The sequence below is a fragment of the Paraburkholderia sp. PGU19 genome (assembly GCF_013426915.1).
Lineage (GTDB): Bacteria > Pseudomonadota > Gammaproteobacteria > Burkholderiales > Burkholderiaceae > Paraburkholderia.
On record NZ_AP023179.1, the window covers coordinates 1,198,531 to 1,219,287 of the forward strand.

Annotated in this window: 15 protein-coding genes; 6 read left to right on the forward strand and 9 right to left on the reverse strand. The window is 62.5% G+C overall.

Annotated features, from left to right (window positions below):
* Positions 1–241 precede the first annotated feature (241 nt).
* From iolB to H1204_RS05530, 7 genes are all read right to left on the reverse strand, one after another.
* Positions 242–1,048, reverse strand: a complete 807-nt coding sequence (gene iolB, locus H1204_RS05500; protein WP_180730296.1) for a 5-deoxy-glucuronate isomerase — start codon at positions 1,046–1,048, stop codon at positions 242–244.
* A complete protein-coding gene (gene iolE / locus H1204_RS05505; RefSeq protein ID WP_180730298.1) occupies positions 1,045–1,965 on the reverse strand; it encodes a myo-inosose-2 dehydratase in 921 nt (306 codons plus the stop codon). The genes iolB and iolE overlap by 4 nt, the downstream gene beginning before the upstream one ends.
* A 10-nt stretch (positions 1,966–1,975) precedes the next feature.
* Positions 1,976–3,922: a 3D-(3,5/4)-trihydroxycyclohexane-1,2-dione acylhydrolase (decyclizing) gene (gene iolD / locus H1204_RS05510; protein WP_180730299.1), complete on the reverse strand. Its 1,947-nt coding sequence runs from the start codon at positions 3,920–3,922 to the stop codon at positions 1,976–1,978.
* A complete protein-coding gene (gene iolC / locus H1204_RS05515; protein ID WP_180730301.1) occupies positions 3,919–5,931 on the reverse strand; it encodes a 5-dehydro-2-deoxygluconokinase in 2,013 nt (670 codons plus the stop codon). Before iolC ends, iolD begins: the two co-directional genes overlap by 4 nt.
* Positions 5,932–5,981: 50 nt before the next feature.
* Positions 5,982–6,785: an ATP-binding cassette domain-containing protein gene (locus tag H1204_RS05520; protein ID WP_042307057.1), complete on the reverse strand. Its 804-nt coding sequence runs from the start codon at positions 6,783–6,785 to the stop codon at positions 5,982–5,984.
* A gap of 13 nt (positions 6,786–6,798) precedes the next feature.
* Positions 6,799–7,980 carry an ABC transporter permease gene (locus H1204_RS05525; RefSeq protein WP_180730303.1) on the reverse strand — a complete coding sequence of 394 codons (1,182 nt, stop codon included), beginning with the start codon at positions 7,978–7,980 and terminating at the stop codon, positions 6,799–6,801.
* A gap of 194 nt (positions 7,981–8,174) precedes the next feature.
* Entirely contained in the window at positions 8,175–9,230 is a 1,056-nt protein-coding gene (locus tag H1204_RS05530) for a sugar ABC transporter substrate-binding protein (protein WP_180730304.1), read from the reverse strand.
* A 281-nt stretch (positions 9,231–9,511) separates the two neighbouring features.
* Here H1204_RS05530 and H1204_RS05535 point away from each other — a divergent pair, with 281 nt between their 5' ends.
* From H1204_RS05535 to H1204_RS05550, 4 genes are all read left to right on the forward strand, one after another.
* On the forward strand, positions 9,512–10,393 hold the full coding sequence (locus H1204_RS05535; RefSeq protein WP_035990317.1) for a MurR/RpiR family transcriptional regulator: 882 nt from the start codon (positions 9,512–9,514) through the stop codon (positions 10,391–10,393).
* Entirely contained in the window at positions 10,386–11,405 is a 1,020-nt protein-coding gene (iolG, locus tag H1204_RS05540; protein WP_180730306.1) for an inositol 2-dehydrogenase, read from the forward strand. The genes H1204_RS05535 and iolG overlap by 8 nt, the downstream gene beginning before the upstream one ends.
* Positions 11,405–12,424: a Gfo/Idh/MocA family oxidoreductase gene (locus H1204_RS05545; protein WP_180730877.1), complete on the forward strand. Its 1,020-nt coding sequence runs from the start codon at positions 11,405–11,407 to the stop codon at positions 12,422–12,424. Before iolG ends, H1204_RS05545 begins: the two co-directional genes overlap by 1 nt.
* Before the next feature lie 127 nt (positions 12,425–12,551).
* A complete protein-coding gene (locus H1204_RS05550; RefSeq protein WP_035537843.1) occupies positions 12,552–12,782 on the forward strand; it encodes a sulfurtransferase TusA family protein in 231 nt (76 codons plus the stop codon).
* A gap of 794 nt (positions 12,783–13,576) precedes the next feature.
* On the opposite strand, the gene galU is transcribed toward H1204_RS05550, so the two are convergent.
* Positions 13,577–14,458, reverse strand: coding sequence for a UTP--glucose-1-phosphate uridylyltransferase GalU (galU, locus tag H1204_RS05555; RefSeq protein ID WP_007576550.1), 882 nt, complete (start codon positions 14,456–14,458; stop codon positions 13,577–13,579).
* Positions 14,459–14,528: 70 nt separating this feature from the next.
* Positions 14,529–17,402, reverse strand: a complete 2,874-nt coding sequence (locus H1204_RS05560; protein WP_180730308.1) for a valine--tRNA ligase — start codon at positions 17,400–17,402, stop codon at positions 14,529–14,531.
* Positions 17,403–17,605: 203 nt separating this feature from the next.
* Between H1204_RS05560 and H1204_RS05565 the strand changes: the two genes are divergently transcribed.
* Positions 17,606–19,972 (forward strand): UvrD-helicase domain-containing protein, encoded by a 2,367-nt coding sequence (locus H1204_RS05565; RefSeq protein WP_180730309.1) that lies wholly within the window; start codon positions 17,606–17,608, stop codon positions 19,970–19,972.
* Positions 19,969–20,757, forward strand: coding sequence for a 5'-methylthioadenosine/adenosylhomocysteine nucleosidase (locus H1204_RS05570; protein ID WP_180730311.1), 789 nt, complete (start codon positions 19,969–19,971; stop codon positions 20,755–20,757). The genes H1204_RS05565 and H1204_RS05570 overlap by 4 nt, the downstream gene beginning before the upstream one ends.

Genomic DNA, 20,757 nt, shown 5'->3' on the forward strand with positions numbered 1-20,757 from the left:
GGGGCCCTCAGGCAATAACTAGCGCTGGCGGTGTGAGCCGCTTTCTTTTGCCTACTTTTCTTTGCGGCGGCAAAGAAAAGTAGGTGCCGCCCCGCACAGGGGCGACGCTTGAAGCACGGAGGCAATACGCGGATGCCAGCTCAAAGGCCAGAACACCGAACGGCGACGCCTGAAGCACGCTAACGCAACGCGGATGCCAGCGAAAAGTCCAAAACACCGACCAGCGTCGCAGACAAAAAACCTAACCCTTCGAATCCCGCTCAACAATCCACTCATGCCGAGGATCATTCTTGAAATGCCAGGCTCTGGTAGGCCCAGCCATGACATTAAGATAATAAGAGTCATACCCATAAGGCACAACGACAGGATGATACCCACGCGGCACCATCACGACATCGTGATCCTCGACCGCGAGAGACTCATCGATATCCCGCTCATCGGTATACACGCGTTGAAACGCAAACCCTTGCGGCGGACTAAGCCGATGATAATAAGTCTCTTCAAGAAAGCTTTCCGCAGGAATATTATTGGTATCGTGCTTATGCGGCGGATAGCTGGACGAATGCCCACCCGGCGTACGCACCTCAACCACGAGCAGTGATTCAGCCGTCTCAGTCTGCGGAAGAATATCGCACACATACCGCGTATTCGCGCCCTTACCCCGCACAGACCGCTTCATCTGCGAAGACTCGATCAGCCGCGCAGGATACTCGCCCTTGGCCGGCGCACTAGCCACACCCACCTCCGCATGCCGATTGGCACGAACAATAGCCCGCACGCCAGGCGGCAAATAAACCGCAACAGGCGCGCTGTCCTCGAACACGCTGTCACGCGAACCAAGCCCAGTCCACGTCTGCGCATCGGTTTCAATATCAACGGCACCCGCCATCACCACAATACACACCTCGCGCGACGCTTCCAGCACGTGCACGACCTCGTTCGATTCCATCCGGTACGCGGCGAATCCCACATACTTCCAGCCCGCCGATTCGGGCGTCACGCGCGCGATCGTCTGGCCTTCGCGCTGTGCCTTCACAAGCAAACTCATGCTGCCTCCTGTGCGACATCGAGGGGCGCATCGACGAGCGTGCGCAGCGTGCGATAACCCTTCTGCGCATAAGCATACGACGGCGCGACGGCCGGGTCCTGCTCCGCCTCGACGACAAGCCAGCCGCGATAACCGTGACGCTTCAACGTATCGATGATCGCGGAAAAATCGACAGCGCCGTCGCCCGGCACCGTGAACGCGCCCGCAATCACCGCATCGAGAAAGCTCCAGTTGCGATTGCGCGCGAGCTTCATCACGGCAGGGCGCACATCCTTGCAATGCACATGACAGACGCGACCTATATGCCGGTTGAGCACCGCAAGCGCATCCCCGCCCGCAAACGTAATGTGGCCCGCGTCGAACAGCAGTCCGACGTCGTCGGTGGTCAACGCCATCAGACGATCGACGTCGGCGGCAGTTTCGACGTACGCGCCCATGTGATGGTGATACGCGACGCGCACGCCCTTGCTCAACGTATAGCGTGCGAATTCATTCAGGCGCTTTGCGTACGTGTTCCATTGCTCATCGGTGAAAAAGCGCGGCCGCTGATACAACGGCAACGGCGAGCCCTGGATCGTGTTGTGCACTTCGCCGTAGACCATCACCGTCGCGCCGTTTTTCGCGAGTAGCTCCAGATGAGAGTCGGCGGCCTTGCACTCGTCCTCGATGCTGCGGCTGAAATCCGCGAGCCGTCCCGAGTACCATCCGGACACGAGCGACAAATCGTACTGTTTGAACAACGCCTTCAATGCTTCGGGCTCGCGTGGAAACTTGTTCCCAAGCTCGAACCCCTGATAGCCGATTTCGCGTCCTTCCGTGAGCGCGACGTCGAGTGGCGTCTCGCCGCCGAGCGACGGCAAATCGTCGTTCATCCACGACAGCGGATTGATGCCGATGCGTACTTCGAACTGACTCATGTGCGCTTCCTCACTCATTGTCTTTGCCACGCGCGCTGATATGCGCTTCGTAATCGGCGCGTGCCTTGCGCACGCCTTCGCGCTGCGACACTTCGGGCACCGCGACTTCCCACCACCAGCCGCCTTCGTCCGTCGTGCGCGCGGCGTCGGTGTCGATGCAGACCAGGTACGTGCGATCGGCGGCGCGGGCACGCTGCATCGCCGCTTCGAGTTCCTGCACGTTCGCCACGTGCTCCGCCTGCGCGCCCATCGCGCGCGCGTGCGCGGCGAAGTCGATGTTGGGCGCGCCCGGCGAGCCCTGCACGCAGTCGTCGAACATGTTGTTGAACGGCGCGCCGCCGCACGCCTGCTGCAAGCGGTTGATGCAGCCATAGCCGCGATTGTCGAGCACCACGACGATCAGCTTCGCGCCCAGCATCACGGAGGTAGCGATCTCGCTGTTCATCATCAGATAACTGCCGTCGCCGACCATCACGATCACTTCGCGCTCGGGCCGCGCGAGCTTGGCGCCAAGCCCCCCGGCGATCTCGTAGCCCATGCACGAATAGCCGTACTCGACGTGATACGCGCCTGGACGTCCAGCGCGCCACAGCTTGTGCAGTTCGGCGGGCAGCGTGCCTGCTGCGCAGACGACGATGTCATTCGTCGTCGAGTGTTCGCTCGAACGCTGCACCGCGCCGATCACGTCGGCGTCGTAGGGAAGGGCGCCTTTGCCTTCCACACCTTGTGGCGCGTGCGTGAGCTTCTGCACGATGTCGCGCCATTCGTTCGCACGCTGCTGCGCGCGTGACGTCCACGCCGCATCCGCTCGCCAGCCTTCCAGCCGCGACGACAACGCATCGAGCGCAAGCCGTGCATCGGCCTGTACGATACAGCCGCGATGCTTGATGGCGTCGAACGCATTCGCGTTGATGCCGATCACCCGCGCATGCGTGAAGAGCGTGTTCGAACCCGTAGTGAAGTCCTGCAGACGCGTGCCGACAGCGAGCACGCAATCGGCGTCGTGCGCGATTTCATTTGCGCCGGGCGAACCCGTCACACCGAGCGAGCCGAGATTCAACGGATCGTCCCACGCGAGTGCGCTCTTGCCCGCCTGCGTCTCCGCAACAGGAATGCCGTAGCGCGTTGCGAACGCTTTCAATGCGTCCGTTGCGCGGCCGTACAGCACACCGCCGCCGGCGACGATCATCGGTTGCTTCGCGTTGCGCAGAATCGCGAGCGCTTCATCGACTTCATGTTCGACGGGCGCGGGCGCATGGAATTTCACCACGCGCGGCGCGAAGAAGTCGGCGGGGTAGTCGTACGCGGTTGCTTGCACGTCTTGCGGAAGTGCCAGCGTCACAGGGCCGCACAGCGCGGCGTCCGTCAGCACGCGAATCGCACGCGGCAACGCGTTGAGCAATTGCGCCGGATGCACGATGCGATCGAAGTACCGTGACACGGGCTTGAACGCATCGTTGGCCGAGATGCCGCCGTCGTGGAAGTCTTCGACCTGCTGCAGCACCGGGTCGGGCGCGCGCGACACGAAGATATCGCCGGGCAGCAGCAACACGGGCAAGCGGTTCACATGCGCAAGCGCCGCCGCCGTGACGAGGTTCGTCGCGCCAGGACCGATGGATGTGGTGACGGCCATCATCCGTCGCCGGAAGTTCGCCTTCGCGAAGGCGATCGCGCTGTGCGCCATCGCCTGTTCGTTGTGCGCGCGATAAGTCGGCAGTTCATGTCGATACTGATAGAGCGCCTCGCCAAGGCCCGCGACGTTGCCATGCCCGAAGATCGCGAACACGCCGCCGAACAGCGGCTCGGTGCCCGTGCCGTCTTCCGTCTCGACGCGTTGCGCGGCGAGATAGCGGACCACGGCCTGCGCGGCCGTCAGACGGATCGTGCCGTCCGCCGATACTTGCGGGGCCGTTTCAGGCGAGGTCGTCACGTCGTGATGCAACGCACGTTGGTTCATGCTGCCTGCTCCTGACGGATGGTATGCGAACCCGCCGCATGCGCTGTGCCACGGCTTTCGCGCCACGACCGGATCAGCGTTTCGAACGTGCGGCGCACGCGGGCGATCACTTCATCGTCGTCGATCTGACCCGCGAGCCATGCCTGGCTCGCTTCGTAGTGAATTGTGCGGCCGACCGTGAAGCCCTTGCAGGTCTTCGATTGCGCTGCCGCGCGGAAGCCTTCGATCATCTGCTCGACAGGCGCCGACAGGCCGAGCAGCACGACGCCACGGCAGTACGGATCGCGTTCCTGGATCAACGCATCGATGGCTTGCCACTGCGACGCTTCCATCGGTTCGAGCTTCCACCATTCCGGATAGAGGCCGATGTTATAGAGCCGCTTCAACGCGCGGTACACGATATCCGGTCCGCCGGGCAAGCTCTTCGGCGGAATCACTTCGAGCAGCAGTTCGTGGCCGGACTCCTGCACGGCATCGTAGAGCGCGCGCAGTTGCGCTTCCTGTTCGATGCGCTGTTCGATCGGCTCGTCGGGATGAAACTGGACGAGGCACTTCACCACATGCTCGCGCGGCCAGCTGGCGAGCGTCGTGCCGATCGAGCGGCCGTGATCGAACACGAGCGGCACGGAACCCGGCAATTCGACCGGCCGGCCGATCCACCAGCCACGGCCTGTTGCAGCGTTGAGCGCGTCCTGGCCATAACGGTCGTCGATCAGCACCGCGGTCTTGCCTTGCAAGCCCAACGCCTCTTCCGTTTGCGCGACGGCTTCGACGAACAGGCTCTTCAGCTTCGAAATGCGCGAGAGATCTGCACCTGTTTGCTGTGCGAGTTCGAAGAACTGGTTGCGGTGATCGAAGGCGAAGCCGAGCACTTCGTCGTGGGTCTTGCGCGCGGGCGTCACGCGATGCAGGCGCGCAAGCGTCGCGTCGCGATCGGGACGGCGCATGCGCGCCGGGTCCGCTTTCGCTTCGCGCAGGAAGTAGTCGAGTTCAGCGGGTGTCGGCATGGCGGGCGCGCAGCCGTGGCGCGATACGACGAGCGCGCCGCTCGCGTTCGCCGCGCGTGCACAGGCTTCGAGCGGTTCATCGCGCAGCCAGCCCGACAGAAAGCCGGACGCGAAGGCATCGCCCGCGCCGAGCACGTTCAGCACTTCGACTTCGACGCCGCCTTGAATCGGCGCGTCGTCGATCGAAGCGGGCACGTCGCCGTCGATGATCTGGCAGCCGAGCGGCCCGCGCTTCACGACGAGCGTCGCGGGCGTCACCTTGCGGACTTCCCGGAGGCATTCGATCAGCGAATCCTTGCCGCCCGCAATCCGGAACTCTTCTTCGGTGCCGATCACGAGATCGAAGAGGGGCAGGATGCCTTGAATATGAGCGCTTACGCTTTCATTCGCGACGAAGCGCGTCTCGCCGTCGGCCTTGCCCGTGAGTCCCCACAGTACCGGGCGATAGTCGATGTCGAGCACGGTGCGCACGTCGTTGTTGCGCGCGTATTCCAATGCGCGGCGGCTCGTGCGGTTGACCTGTTCCGTCGAGAAGTGCGTGCCCGTAATCAACAGCGCTTTCGATGATGCAATGTAGGCCTCGTCGAAATCCGCTTCGTCGACGGCCATGTCCGCGCAGTTCTCGCGATAGAAAATCAGCGGGAACGTGTCGCGGTCTTTCAGGCCGAGCAGCACGAGGGCGGTCAGCCGTTCCTGATCGACGCGCACGTGGCTGACGTCGCAGCCTTCCTTCGTCAGCGTCTCGGTGAGGAAGCGGCCCATGTGGTCGTTGCCGACGCGCGCGAGCATCGACGCGTTCAGACCGAGCCGCGCGCAGCCGAACGCGATGTTTGCCGATGAACCGCCCAGATACTTCGCGAAGGTCGAGACGTCTTCGAGGCGTGAGCCGACCTGCTGCGCGTACAGATCGACGGCAAGCCGGCCTAGACAGATGATGTCGCGGCTGCGGCCCGCCGCGAAGCGGCTCGCGTTCTGAGGCGTGGGTTTACTGGTAAGAGCCATGAGTGTGTCCTGAGTGTGCTGGCAGCAGATGGATGCGAGGTCCGCGCTCACTAAATCGTCGCGCCTTCGAGTTCGCCGATCATCTTCTGCATTTCGGCGCCGCCCGCCATCATGTCGAGCACTTCGTCCTTCGTAATGGTTTCTTTGGTGTACGTGCCCATCGACTTGCCGCGGTTGAGCAGCGTGAACGAATCGCCGATCGGATACGCGTGGTGCACGTTGTGCGTAATGAAGATCACTGAGATGCCTTTCGCGCGCGCCTTGTGAATCAGCTTCAGCACGTTGAAGCTCTGCTTCACGCCGAGCGCGGCCGTCGGTTCATCGAGAATCAGCACACGTGCGCCGAAGTGAATGGCGCGCGCAATCGCGAGACACTGCCGTTCGCCGCCCGACATCGTGCCGATCGGCTGATGCGGGTCGCGCACGTTGATGCCCATTTCGGCGAGCTTTTCGCGTGCGATGGTCGCGCTCGTTTCGAGGTCCATCACGTTGACGAGGCCGAACAGTTTTTTCTGTGGCTCGCGTCCCATGAAGAAGTTGCGCGCGACGGAAAGCAGCGGTACCAGCGCGAGATCCTGATACACCGTCGCGATGCCCATATCGAGCGCATCGCTCGGCGATTCGAACAGCACTTTCTTGCCGTCCACGAGGTAGTCGCCGGCAGAGGGCTGATGCACGCCCGCGAGCGTTTTGATGAGCGTCGATTTGCCCGCGCCGTTGTCGCCCAGCAGGCAGTGCACTTCGCCGCGCCGCAGGCGCAAGGTGACGCCCGAGAGCGCGATCACCTTGCCGAAGTACTTGCTGACGTTTTCGAGCGACAGGATGATGTCGTCTTGCTTGAGAGTGTCGGACATGGTCGTCTCCCGATTACGATTGCGCGACGCGACGGCGCACATAGTGGTTGAACAGCACCGCGATCAGCAGCATCACGCCGAGGAACACGCGGAACCAGTCCGAACTGACATTCGTATAGGTAATGCCGATCTGCACGACGCCGAAGATCAGCGCGCCGAAGCAGGCGCCGACCACTGATCCATAGCCGCCCGTCAGCAGCGTGCCGCCGATCACCGCAGCGATGATCGCCTCGAATTCCTTTTGCAGGCCGCGGTCGGCGGCAGCGGAGCCAATGTCGCACACTTGCAGCACGGCGAACAGGCACGAGCAGAACGCTGTCAGCACGAACAGGGAAATCTTCACGCGGCGCACGGGCACACCGACATTCTTTGCAGCGTTCGCATCACCGCCGACAGCGAGCACCCAGTTGCCATAACGCGTCTTCGCGAGGACGAACGCACCAACTGCCGCGAGCGCGAACCACCACAGCAGCACTTTCGGAATGCCGGGCACGAGCGGCTGGCCGTTCTCGAGCAGCGAGCCGATGCCCATGTGCGCAAGGCTCGTGAAGAGTCCATGCAGCGCGACGCCGTGGAAGAGGAAGTTAGTGATGGCATCAGACTGCGCGAGATCGCCGACCCCGGAGATGATGGTGCGGTCCGCGACCATGATCGACAGTGCGAGCGTCAGGCCGCGCAGGATGAACAGGAACGCGAGCGTCACGATGAACGACGGCAGGCGCGTACGCATCACCAGATAGCCGTTCAGTGCGCCAAGCGCCATCGACCCTGCGAACGCGAAGATGATCGCGGCCCAGATCGGCCAGTGGAAGTACACGGACGGAATCGCGACCATCATGCCCGCGAAGCCGATCATCGAACCGATCGACAGATCGAACTCGCCCGCGATCATCAGCAGGCACGCGCCGACGGCGAGAATGCCGAGATAGGCGGAGACCTGCGACCAGTTCATCACGCCGTCGAGATTGAACATCCCCGAGCTGCCGGCCGTGAGGGCGAACACAAGGAACACGAGCACGGTGCCGGAGATCGCGGCAAATTCGGGGCGGTTCAGCAGATGCCCGAAGAACGATTCCTTTCTGATGCGCTCGTCGCCGGGCTGTGCCGGTGCGGCGGATTGCGCTTCGGCGCCCGACGCATCGTTGCCCGATGCGTCGTGACCATGTGTTGGATAGTGTTTGCCGGCTACGCCCATGATGTCTCCAATGTCGACTTTGCTGTGCGTTTCACTCGGATGAGTGGCGAGAGGCGCAGAAAGCCGTTAAACGACGCGGTCGGGGCACCCGACGATGGCGGCCGAATCTGCACGAAAAAGCGTGCAAAAGTCCGCCGGGGTCGCGCTGTGCTGGCGCGCCCGGTACCGCGTATGACTGACTAGAGGAAAGGCCGTTAGCGGTACTGGCCCGCGTACTTGATGACCTTGTCGATATTCGCCTTCGTGATGAAGCCCGGACCGGAACGGATGTTCTTCGGCCCATACGACGGCTCGAGGCCGTAAGTCTGCAGGCGTTCCTTGAACTTCGGGTTCGCTTGCAGGATTTGCCGGATCTTCGTCGGATCGGTCGTGTGTTCTTTCTTTACGATCGCCAGCACGGCGACGGCGATATAGCCTTGCAGATACGGCTGCTGATCGATTGCGAAATTGATCGTGCCGTCCTGGATGCCCTTCGCGATGTCATCCGAGAAGTCGAACGTGGCGAAGTAGATCTTGCCTGCGAGGCCCATCTGCTGCACGGCCTTGATCGTCGCCGAAGCGGGCGTCGGTCCGAGCGTCAGGATGGCGCCCGTGTTCGGATGGTTGCGCAGGTACGCGCTCACCTTCGACTGGATTTCCGTCGGGTCCTGGCCGGAGTCGATGGTCGAGGTCTTGTAGTTCACGCCGAGCGCGTCGGCAAAGCCGCGGCAGCGTTCGAACGAAACGACATTGGTGGCGAAGTGGTTCACGCACAGGAACGACTTCACGCCGGCAGCCTTGGCCTTTTCGCCTGCTGCCTTGCCTGCCACGTATTCCGGCTGGCCGATATGCATGATCGCGCCGAGCTGCGCGCTCTGTTCTTCCGTGCCGGAGTTGATCGTGACGAGGGGAATCTTCTTGCCCGTGACCTTGCCGAGCGAACTCTTCAGCACGTCGAAGTCGGCGATCGTGACGATCACGCCGTCGTAGTTGCGCGCCGCAGCCTGTTCGATCAGGCGCGACATGTCGGCGAGATCGCCGTTGGGCGGGTTGCGGTAGTCGGTTTCGACGTTGAAATCCTCGTCGGCCTGCTTGATCGCATTCTTGATCGTGTTCCACCACGAGTCCGAATCGGGCGCATGGCTGATGAGCACGAACTTCGCGTCCGCCGCCTGTGCCGTCGATGCCGCCGTCATCGCACCGATGCCCGCCGCCAGCGTCAGCGCTGCTGCCAGAACCTTGAACGAAGCCTTGCCATTGCAAAGTCTCATTGTCTCCACCTTTGTCTGTTCGTATTTGAAGGGAGCGTATGACGCTTTGCGAGGTGAGGCCGGTTCGCCGTTGCGTCATCGCTCAGGACCAAGATTAGGCCAACTTTTTGAGACTTGCAATGAAAATTTCATGTCAAAGAAAAATGGAAAATCCATTCCATTTGCTTTCGGTTGTGCCTATACTCCGCAACGTTGGGACAGTGCATTGCCGTTCCCTGTGAGCCTTACGGGACGGGATTTTGCGCTGCAAAAAAGCACACGGAAGCACAGAGGTAAAGACCATGGCGGAAGACAGCACAGAAGAGTTGCCGAGCGTCGAAGAATTGATGCAGCGCATCGCGGAAAACTACGAATCGTTGCCGCGTCAGCTGAAGAGCGTGGCGACGTATCTCGAGCAGCATCGATCGAGCGTGATGGTGGATCGCACCAGCGACATTGCGGCGAGTTGCGGCGTGCATCCGTCGGCCGTGGTGCGCTTTGCGCAGCGTTTCGGGTTTTCGGGTTTTTCCGATCTTCAGGCGGTGTTCCGCCAGGCTTACACGACGCAAGGCGCGTCGTCGCAGAGTTATCAGCAGCGCATTCGCAAGCTGATCGACGAGAAGCCGGGGCGGCTGTCGGGCGGCAGCGTCGCGCGCGAGTTCGTGGCGGCGTGCCGCGATGGCCTCGACGAACTCGAAGGATCGCTCGACGACGCGCAGTTCGACGCCGCCGTGAAGATGCTGCAACACGCCGACAACATCTATGTGATCGGCGTGCGGCGCTCGTTTCCGGTTGCGAGCTACATCGTCTACGCGCTGCAGCACACGCCCAAGCGCGTGCATCTCGTGTCGGGCTTCGGCGGGATGTACCGCGAGCAGATTCGCAGCGTGAAGAAGGGCGACGTCGTGATCGCCATCAGCTTCGCGCCGTACGGTAAGGAGACGCAGCATTGCCTGCGCGTCGCGCATCACCATCAGGCAAAGACGCTCGTCATTACGGATAGCCAGCTGTCGCCGCTCGCGCGTTATGCGAGCACGCAGCTGTATGTGAAAGAGGGCAGCGCGTTTGCATTCCGCTCGCTGACCAGCACGATTTGCCTGTGCCAGGCGCTGTTCATCGCGCTCGCGTACAAGCTGGAATTGAACGTGGAAGAGTCGACAGACACTGGAGGATACGATGACTGATGTGGCAGGCAAGACAATCGACGTAGCAGTGTTCGGCGCGGGACGCATCGGCAAGATTCATGCGGCCAATCTCGCGCGGCAGCCGGGCGTGCGGCTCAAGTACGTGGTCGATGTGAATCGCGATGCAGCGGCTGCGCTCGCGGCGCAATACGGCGCGCAGGTTGCGGATGTCGACGGCGCGATGGGCGATGCGTCCGTGGGCGCGACCGTGATCTGTTCGAGCACCGACACGCACGCCGATCTGATCTTGCAATCGGCGGCGCAGAAGAAGCATGTGTTCTGCGAGAAGCCCGTCGATCTGACGCTGGAGCGTGCGCGCGCGTGCGCCGATGCCGTCGCGAAGGCGGGCATCGTCTGCATGATCGGCTTTCAGCGACGCTTCGATCCGACGTTTGCCGCGCTGAAGGCGCGCATCGACGCGGGCGAGATCGGCACGCCGGAAATGCTCGTCGTGACGAGCCGTGATCCAGGCGCGCCGCCCGTCGAGTACATCAAGCACTCGGGTGGCATCTTCAAGGACATGTTGATTCACGACTTCGACATCTTCCGCTGGATTCTCGATGACGAAGCGGACACGCTGCACGCGACGGGCAGTTGTTTGAGCGATCCCGCGATCGCCGATGCGGGCGATATCGATTGCACGGCGGTGACGATCCGCACGAAACGCGGGCGTCTGTGCCAGATCAACACGTCACGGCGTGCCGCGTATGGCTATGATCAGCGCTTCGAACTGCTCGGCAGCGAGGGCATGCTGCAGGCGGGCAATGTGCGTCCGACGGAAGTCACCGCGTATTCGAAAACGGCCGTTTCCAGCGACGTGCCTGAGCATTTCTTCCTCGAACGCTATCGCGCCGCGTATGCACTCGAAATCGCGCACTTCTTCGAAGCCGTGACGCAAGGCAAGCCGGTGCGCACGACGGTCGCCGATGGCCTGAAGGCGCTCGAACTCGCCGAAGCGGCGACGCGTTCATGGCGCGAAGGGCGCGCCGTCAAACTCAACGAGGCGCTATGATGAGCGGCCCGCTGCGGATGGGTGTAGTTGGGCTCGGTCGGCTCGGCAAGCGGCATGCGGAGAATCTCGCGTATCGCGTGTCGGGTGCGGCGTTGGTGGCCGCGTGCAGCCCTGTCGAAGAGGAACGCGCGTGGGCGCGCGCCACCTTGCCGGCGCCGCGCCTTTACGACGACTATCACGCGTTGCTCGAAGACCGCGAAGTGGATGCGGTGTGGCTCGTGACGCCATCGGCGTTGCACGCGCAGCAGATCATCGATGCGTTGCGCGCGGGCAAGCATGTGTTCTGCGAGAAGCCGCTATCGCTCGATCTGGCCGAGTGCGAGCGGGTGATCGCGGAGGCGCAGCGTCATCCCCAGTTGCAGGCGACCATTGGTTTCATGCGCCGATTCGATCCGAGCTATCGCAATGCGTTCGAGAAAATCGAATCGGGCGCGATTGGCCGGCCATTCATGGTGCGCTCGCAGACTTGCGATCAGAACGATCCCGAAGGGTTTTTCGTGCGCTTTGCGCCGACCTCGGGCGGGATTTTTCTCGACTGCACGGTGCATGACATCGATGTCGCGCGATGGCTGCTCGGCATGCCGAAGGCGACGCGCGTGTATGCGACTGGCGTGGTCGCGCTGCACGAAGGGCTGCGTGAATTCGGCGACGTCGACAATGGTGTCGCGATCTGCGAGTTCGAAGGCGGGCGCATGGCGATGTTTTACGCGTCACGCACGCTGGCGCACGGCAGCGATACGGGCAGCGAGGTGATCGGCACGGCGGGCGCGTTGTACGTCGGGCGTAATCCGCGCGCGAACCGTGTCGAGATCGCGGATGCGAGCGGGATTCGCAACGAGTGCACGCCGACCTTCTTCGACCGTTTCGAGGATGCGTTTTTGTGCGAGGCGCAGGCGTTCGTCGCGGCTGTGCGGCAGGGCAAGCAGAGCGGGGCGACGTTGGCGGACGCGATGGAGGCGACTCGCATTGGGTACGCGTTGCGTGAGTCGCTGGCGAGTGGACGTTCGGTTGATTTGTAGCGGCGCGCACGCCCGGGCTGTTGTGGCTTGGGCGTGGGTTGAGCGCTTGCGTTAGAATTTGACCCTTCTGCATGAGCGCCGTAAATCCAGCACGAGCGCCGGCTTACGAAGGGCAACGTCGATGGAAATTCAGATTCACAAGGAAGTGGATGCGCGCGGTCTGAACTGTCCGCTGCCCATTCTGCGCGCCAAGAAGGCGCTGGCTGATATGGAAAGTGGTCAGATTCTCAAAGTGCTGGCTACCGATCCCGGCTCGCAGCGGGATTTTGCTGCGTTCTCCAAGCAGACTGGGAATGAGATTGTTGAGGTGACGACTACGTCGGATAAGGTTTTTGTGTTTTTAATGCGGAGACGGTAGGGGTTTGTGCCTGCGGCGCGTTTGGTTTTTTTGCTGGCGTACGCGATTTGTCGTTTTCTGGTTCGGGCGTTGCAGTGGGGTGTGTTGGCCTTTGTGCTGGCATCCGCGTTTCGTTATCTGGCTTCACGCGTTGCCCCTGTGCGGGGCGGCACCTACTTTTCTTTGCCGCCGCAAAGAAAAGTAGGCAAAAGAAAGCGGCTCACACCGCCAGCCCGTGTTCCTATCCACGGGCCCCCAACGTCCCCACGCTTCACATGACAGTGCCCTGGTCGGCGCTCGTTGCCAACGCTTTGAATAAACGCCTCACCCACTTCAAACACGCGCAAACGTGCTAGCGGCAGCGAATGGTTTCTGCCGCCCAGGTGGCAAACTGTGTGTAGGTTGTCGCGGAGTATGCCTTAGCGCTCTTACAGGGTGGGACGCATGCGCTATCGGTCCGACGTGATGCGCGTGGAGCACAGGCGGCCGACACACAGTTTGCCACCTGGGCGGCGGCGGACTGCCTGGCGCGTCATCGAGTAATACGGGAGCTTGAAGCGGGTGAGGCGCTCATTTAGAGCGCTGGCAACGAACGTGGGTCACGTGATTGCCGTGTGAAGCGTGGGATCGGTTGGGGGCTCTCAGGCAAATACAAGAACTGGCGGTGTGAGCCGCTTTCTTTTGCCTACTTTTCTTTGCGGCGGCAAAGAAAAGTAGGTGCCGCCCCGCACAGGGGCGACGCGTGAAGCACGCTAACAAAACGCGGATGCCAGCTCAAGAACAAGCAAACCACCCAGCCGTCGCAGACAACAAAATCAACCTTCCAGCACTGGCGACCGAGTCCGCAAATACTCCTCAAAATCCGCAGCCACTTCCGGATGCCGAAGCGCAAACTCAACAGTAGCCTTCAGGTACCCCAACTTGCTACCGCAATCAAACCGCGTCCCGTGGTACTTATAAGCGAGCACCTGCTCATCAGCGAGCAACGACTGAATCGCATCCGTGAGTTGCAATTCGCCGCCCGCGCCCGGCTTCAGCGCGCGAATATGATCGAAAATGCGGGGCTTCAAAACATACCGCCCAACCACGCCAAGGTTAGAAGGCGCAACCTCAGGCGCCGGCTTCTCCACGATGCCTGACATCTTGATGATGGCGTCTTCCCACTCCTTGCCATCGACGATCCCGTACGAGCTCGTCTCCGAAGCCGGAATCTCTTCAACCCCGATCACCGAGCTGTGATAGTGATCGAACACCTCGATCATCTGCTGCATCACAGGCGGCTTGCCGTACAGCAAATCGTCCGCGAGGATCACGGCGAACGGGTTGTCGCCCACCAGCTTCTCCGCGCACAGCACCGCGTGGCCCAGACCGAGTGCCTCCGGCTGACGCACATAGAAACAGTCCACATGGCTCGGCTTGATGCTGCGTACCAGCTCCAGCAGCTTCGCCTTGCCGCGTGCTTCCAGTTCCGCCTCGATTTCGTACGACTTGTCGAAATGGTCCTCGATCGCCCGCTTGCTGCGGCCCGTCACGAAGATCATCTCGGTGATGCCGGCCGCCATCGCTTCCTCGACCGCGTACTGGATCAGCGGCTTGTCGACGATAGGCAGCATCTCCTTCGGGCTGGCCTTGGTGGCAGGGAGGAAGCGGGTGCCGAGACCCGCGACCGGAAAGACCGCCTTTGTAACTTTTAGCATGTGTGTACCCTGCGTCCTCTGGTTTGGGATGCGCGCCGGCGCCGGTGGCTCGGCGCGCATGCAGCGTCAATCAGGCAGGCAAACGCGACAGTTGTGCCATCAGCTTGCCAATCGTGGTCTGGTATTCTGCCAGCCTTTTCTGCTCCTGCTCAACGACCGCCGGCGGTGCTTTTGCAACAAAACTCTCGTTCTGCAGCTTGGCGTTACATTTCGAAACTTCTCCGTTCAGTCTCGCAATCTCTTTTGACAGGCGCTCGCGCTCTGCGGCAACGTCGATCTCCACCTTCAGCACGAGCTTGTCCGTCCCTACGATAGCAATCGGCGCGCCATGTGCCTGCGCATCTAGTGTCGCTTCGTCGGCGATGATCTGCACTTCGGACAAACGCGCCAACGCCTGCGCGTAAGGTGCAAACGACGCCAGACGCTCCGCGTTGCCCGTCACCAGCAGCGGCACCTTCGTCGCCGGCGACAGATTCATCTCGCCGCGCAGGTTCCGGCACGCGTCGATCACGGCTTTCAGATCGGCGGCCCATTGTTCGGCCGATTCGTCGATCTTGCCCGGCTCGGCGATCGGGTAAGGCTGCGTCATGATCGACGCTTCGCCTTCCGCACGGCCTTCCGGATACTTCGCCGCGAGCGGCGCTACCTTTTGCCACAACGCTTCCGTAATGAAAGGAATCACGGGATGCGCGAGACGCAGCACCGTTTCGAGCACGCGCAACAGCGTGCGGCGCGTGGCGCGCTGCTGCTCGGGCGTGCCCGTCTGGATCTGCACCTTCGCCAGTTCGAGATACCAGTCACAGTATTCGTCCCACACGAACTTGTATAGGGCGTTCGCCACATTGTCGAAACGATAGTCGGCAAAGCCCTTTTCGACATCGGCTTCGACGCGCTGAAGCAGCGACACGATCCAGCGGTCGGCCTGCGAGAAGTCCGTGTAGCCGCCGGGGCCGCAATCGCCCGGTTGGCACGCGCCCGGCTTCGAGAAGCCGCAGTCGTGGCCTTCGCAGTTCATCAGCACGAAGCGCGTCGCGTTCCACAGCTTGTTGCAGAAGTTGCGATAGCCTTCGCAGCGCGCCAGGTCGAAGTTGACGTTGCGGCCAAGTGTTGCCATCGACGCCATCGTGAAGCGCAGCGCATCCGTGCCGAACGCGGGAATGCCGTCGGGGAATTCCTTGCGCGTCTTCTTTTCGATCGTCGCGGCCTGTTTCGGATTCATCAGGCCCGTGGTGCGCTTCGCAACGAGCGCATCGAGGTCGATACCGTCGACGATATCGATCGGGTCGAGCGTGTTGCCCTTGCTCTTCGACATCTTCTGGCCTTCGGCATCGCGCACCAGACCGTGCACGTAGACGGTGTCGAACGGCACCTTGCCGGTGAAGTGCGTGGTCATCATGACCATGCGCGCGACCCAGAAGAAGATGATGTCGAAGCCCGTCACCAGCACCGACGACGGCAGGAAAGCCTTCAGTTCCGGTGTCTCGTTCGGCCAGCCGATCGACGAGAAGGGCACCAGCGCTGACGAGAACCACGTGTCGAGCACGTCTTCATCGCGCTTCAATGCGCCCTTGTAGCCTTGCGCGTCAGCTTTTGCGCGCGCGTCTTCTTCCGTCTTCGCGACAAAGATTTCGCCGTTCTCGCCGTACCACGCGGGAATCTGATGGCCCCACCACAATTGACGCGAGATACACCAGTCCTGGATGTTCTCGAGCCACTGGTAGTACGTGGTCGTCCAGTTTTCCGGCACGAATTTGATTTCGCCACTGCGCACCACGTCGAGCGCCGTTTCGGCGATCGACTTGCCCGGATTGAACGTGCCTTCAGGTGCCGGCTTGCTCATCGCGACGAACCACTGGTCGGTCAGCATTGGCTCGATCACCACGCCCGTGCGGTCGCCGCGCGGCACCATCAGCTTGTGCGGCTTGACGGATTCGAGCAGCCCGAGCGCTTCCAGATCCGCGACGACCTGCTTGCGCGCCGCGAAGCGGTCCATGCCGCGATATTTTTCGGGCGCGTTGTCGTTGATCTTCGCGTCGAGCGTGAGGATTTCGATCTGCGGCAGCTTGTGGCGCTGGCCGACCTGATAGTCGTTGAAATCGTGCGCGGGCGTGACCTTCACGACGCCGGTGCCGAATTCGCGGTCCACGTAGTCGTCGGCGATGATGGGGATTTCGCGGTCCGTGAGCGGCAGCTTGACGGTCTTGCCGATCAGATGCGCGTAGCGCTCGTCTTCCGGATGAACCATCGCGGCGACGTCGCCGAGCATGGTTTCAGGGCGCGTCGTGGCCACCGTCAGATGGCCTGAGCCGTCCGCGAGCGGGTACTGGATGTGCCACAGGTGGCCGTTTTCTTCCTCGCTGACCACTTCGAGATCGGACACGGCCGTGAGCAGCACCGGGTCCCAGTTCACGAGGCGCTTGCCGCGATAGATCAGACCCTGTTCATACAGGCGCACGAACACGTCGCGCACGGCGGCCGACATCTTGTCGTCCATCGTGAAATATTCGCGCGACCAGTCGATCGATGCGCCCAGACGCCGCACCTGGCCCGTAATGGTCGAGCCGGACTGCTGCTTCCATTCCCACACGCGTTCGGTGAACTTTTCGCGACCGAGGTCGTGGCGCGAGACGCCCTGCGCGTCCAGCTGACGCTCGACGACGATCTGCGTCGCGATGCCCGCGTGGTCCGTGCCCGGCACCCACAGCGTGTTTTCGCCGAGCATCCGGTGATAGCGCGTCAGGCCGTCCATGATCGTCTGGTTGAACGCGTGGCCCATGTGCAGCGTGCCCGTGACGTTGGGCGGCGGCAACTGGATCGAGAAATTCTTGCGGCCGGGCTCCATGGTCGGAGCGGCGTAGCCGCGTTTTTCCCATTCGGGGCCCCATTGGGCCTCGATCGTCTGCGGCTCGAAACTCTTGGCCAGCGTGCTGTCGCTTGTCGTCATCGTCAAAATCTGCCGGAAAATGCGTGGAAAGATGCCTGAAACCTTGAATTATAAAGGGATGCGGCAGCGGCGGGCCGCGCTAGCCTGCGCGCGGGCGCGTGCGGCTGTGGAATCGGAGGTGGAAATCGCGCGGCGGGCAGCGCTGCCCTGCGGTCTTATAATGACGGACCACCCGCCGCAACCGTAGTCTCTTCTCGTCATCCATGCCCGAACTGCTCGCGAACCTGAACCCCGAACAACACGCCGCCGTCACGCTGCCGAACGAACCGGCGCTCATTCTGGCGGGCGCAGGCAGCGGCAAGACGCGCGTGCTGATCACGCGGATCGCATGGCTGATCCAGCAAGGCCTGGCATCCCCGCCGACCATTCTCGGCGTCACCTTCACGAACAAGGCCGCGCGCGAAATGATGTCGCGCCTGTCGGCGCTGCTGCCCATCGACACGCGCGGCATGTGGATCGGCACGTTCCACGGCCTGTGCAACCGGATGCTGCGCGCGCATTTCCGCGACGCCGGTCTGCCGCAGACGTTCCAGATTCTCGATACGGCGGATCAGCTTTCCGCGATCAAGCGCCTGATGAAGGGCCTGAATATCGACGACGAGAAATATCCGGCGAAGAACCTGCAGTACTTCATCAACAACGCGAAGGAGCAGGGGCTGCGGGCGAAAGACGTCGACGCGTCCGACAACTTCAACCGCAAGTTCGTCGAACTGTACGAAGCATACGACCAGCAATGCCAGCGCGAAGGCGTCGTCGATTTTCCGGAACTGCTGCTGCGCTGCTACGAGCTGCTGTCATACAACCCGCCGCTGCGCGCGCATTACCAGGCGCGCTTCCGTCATATCCTCGTCGACGAGTTTCAGGACACGAACAAGCTGCAATACGCGTGGCTGAAGCTGTTGGCGGGCGAGCACAACGCGATCTTCGCGGTCGGCGACGACGACCAGTCCATCTACGCGTTCCGCGGCGCGAATGTCGGCAACATGCGCGACTTCGAGCAGGAGTTCAAGGTTCGCAACCTGATCAAGCTCGAACAGAATTACCGCTCGCACGGCCATATTCTCGATGCCGCGAATCATCTGATCGCGAACAATTCGCGGCGCCTGGGCAAGAACCTGCGTACCGACGCGGGCCACGGCGAGCCGGTGCGCGTCTACGAGGCGGCCACGGATTCGCAGGAAGCCGGCTGGATCGTCGAAGAAATTCGTGCGCTGATCAGCACGGGCGCGTCGCGCAGTGAGATCGCGGTGCTGTACCGGAGCAACGCGCAATCGCGGACGATCGAACATACGCTCGTGAACGCGGGCATTCCGTATCGCGTGTATGGCGGGTTGCGCTTCTTCGAGCGTCAGGAAGTGAAGCACGCGCTCGCGTATCTGCGCCTGATCGACAATCCGAACGACGACACGGCGTTCGCTCGCGTCGTCAATTTCCCGACGCGCGGCATCGGCGCGCGCTCGATCGAACAGCTGGCGGACGCGGCACGCCTGTACAACACGTCGATGGCGGTGGCGATTCCGTACGTGACGGGCAAGGCGGGCACGAGCCTCGGCGGGTTCGCGAACCTGATCGCGAAGATGCGCGCCGAAACCGCGCAGATGAGCCTGCCCGAAACGGTCGAATACGTGGTGCGCGCAAGCGGCCTGTCCGAGTTCTATCAGAACGAGCGCGAAGGCCAGGACCGGCTAGAGAACTTGCAGGAACTGGTGAACGCGGCGACGGCTTTCGTCAGTGAAGAAGGTTACGGCCTCGACACGCCCGCGCGCTCGATTCCGTTGCGCCCGGGCGCGACGGCGGCGCCCGAACTGGTCGTTGCGACTGAAGATTCTGGCGTCGACGTGCTCGATGCCGCGAGTCCCGCCGATCCGGCGCAAAACCCGGACACGATGACGCCGCTTGCGGGCTTCCTGTCGCACGCATCGCTGGAAGCGGGCGACAACCAGGCGCAGGCCGGCCAGGAGGCCGTGCAGCTGATGACGGTGCACGCGGCGAAGGGCCTCGAATTCACGGCGGTGTTCATCACCGGCCTCGAAGAAGGGCTGTTCCCGCACGAGAACAGCGCGATGGAAACGGATGGCCTCGAAGAAGAGCGACGCCTGATGTACGTCGCGATTACGCGCGCGAAGGAGCGGCTGTATCTGTCGTTTGCGCAGAGCCGGATGCTGCATGGCCAGACGCGCTACAACATCCGCTCGCGGTTCTTCGACGAATTGCCGCAGGAAACGCTCAAGTGGCTCACGCCGAAAGTCGAAGCGGGCGCGCGTTGGGGCGGCCGGTCCGATAACGCGGGCTGGGGCCGCGACTGGTTCTCGCGGCCGGACCGTCAGCAGGGTTATGGCGGCGGCGCATCGACGGTGGCGAGCGCGCCTTTGCCCGCGTTCGCGAACGAGCAGCGCGCGGCGGACACGGGCTTCCGCGTCGGCCAGCAGGTATTCCACACGAAGTTCGGCGAAGGCACGGTTACCGCACTCGAAGGCGGCGGCGCCGACGCCAAGGCGCAGGTCAAGTTCAAGCGCCACGGCGAGAAATGGCTCGCGCTGGCCGTCGCAAAACTGCAGGCGGTCGAATGAGCGCGCTGCCGTCCGAAGCGACGATTCCGCGCCGTCCACTCGGCGTGATGGCGGCGCTGCCCGAGGAACTCGGCGATCTCGTCGCGGCGATGCGCGCTGAGGGCGCAGTTGAGACGATCACGCACGGCAAACGCGACTATCACATCGGCACGGTACACGGCGCGCCGTGCGTCGTGACGCTGGGACGCGTCGGCAAGGTCGCGGCGGCGGCGACCGTGAGCGCGCTGATACATGCGTTCGATGTCGAGGCAGTGGTGTTTACGGGCGTTGCGGGTGGTGTCGGGCCGACGGTGCGAATCGGCGATATCGTCGTGGCCGAAACGTTGATGCAGCATGATCTGGACGCGTCGCCGCTATTTCCTCGCTTCGAAGTGCCGCTGCTCGGCATCTCGCGCTTTGCCGCCGACGCGCCGTTGACGGCCGCGTTGGTCGGCGCGTGCGAGCGTTTCGTCGAAGAAGAGGGCGAGGCGCTGTCGCAGCGCTTTCTGACGGAGGCTGTGCCGACGGTGCACCGTGGCCTGATCATCAGCGGCGACCAGTTCGTGGCGAGCGCGACATCCGTCGATCTGTTGCGCGCCGCGTTGCCCGATGCGCTTGCCGTCGAAATGGAAGGCGCGGCGATCGCGCAAGTGTGCTACGAGTACGGCGTGCCCTGCGCGATCGTGCGGACCATTTCCGATACGGCGGACGCGCATGCGCCCGCTTCGTTCGTCACGTTTTTGACCGAGCTGGCGGGCACGTATTCGAGCGGGATTCTCAGGCGGTTTTTGTCGGTGCGCGGTTGA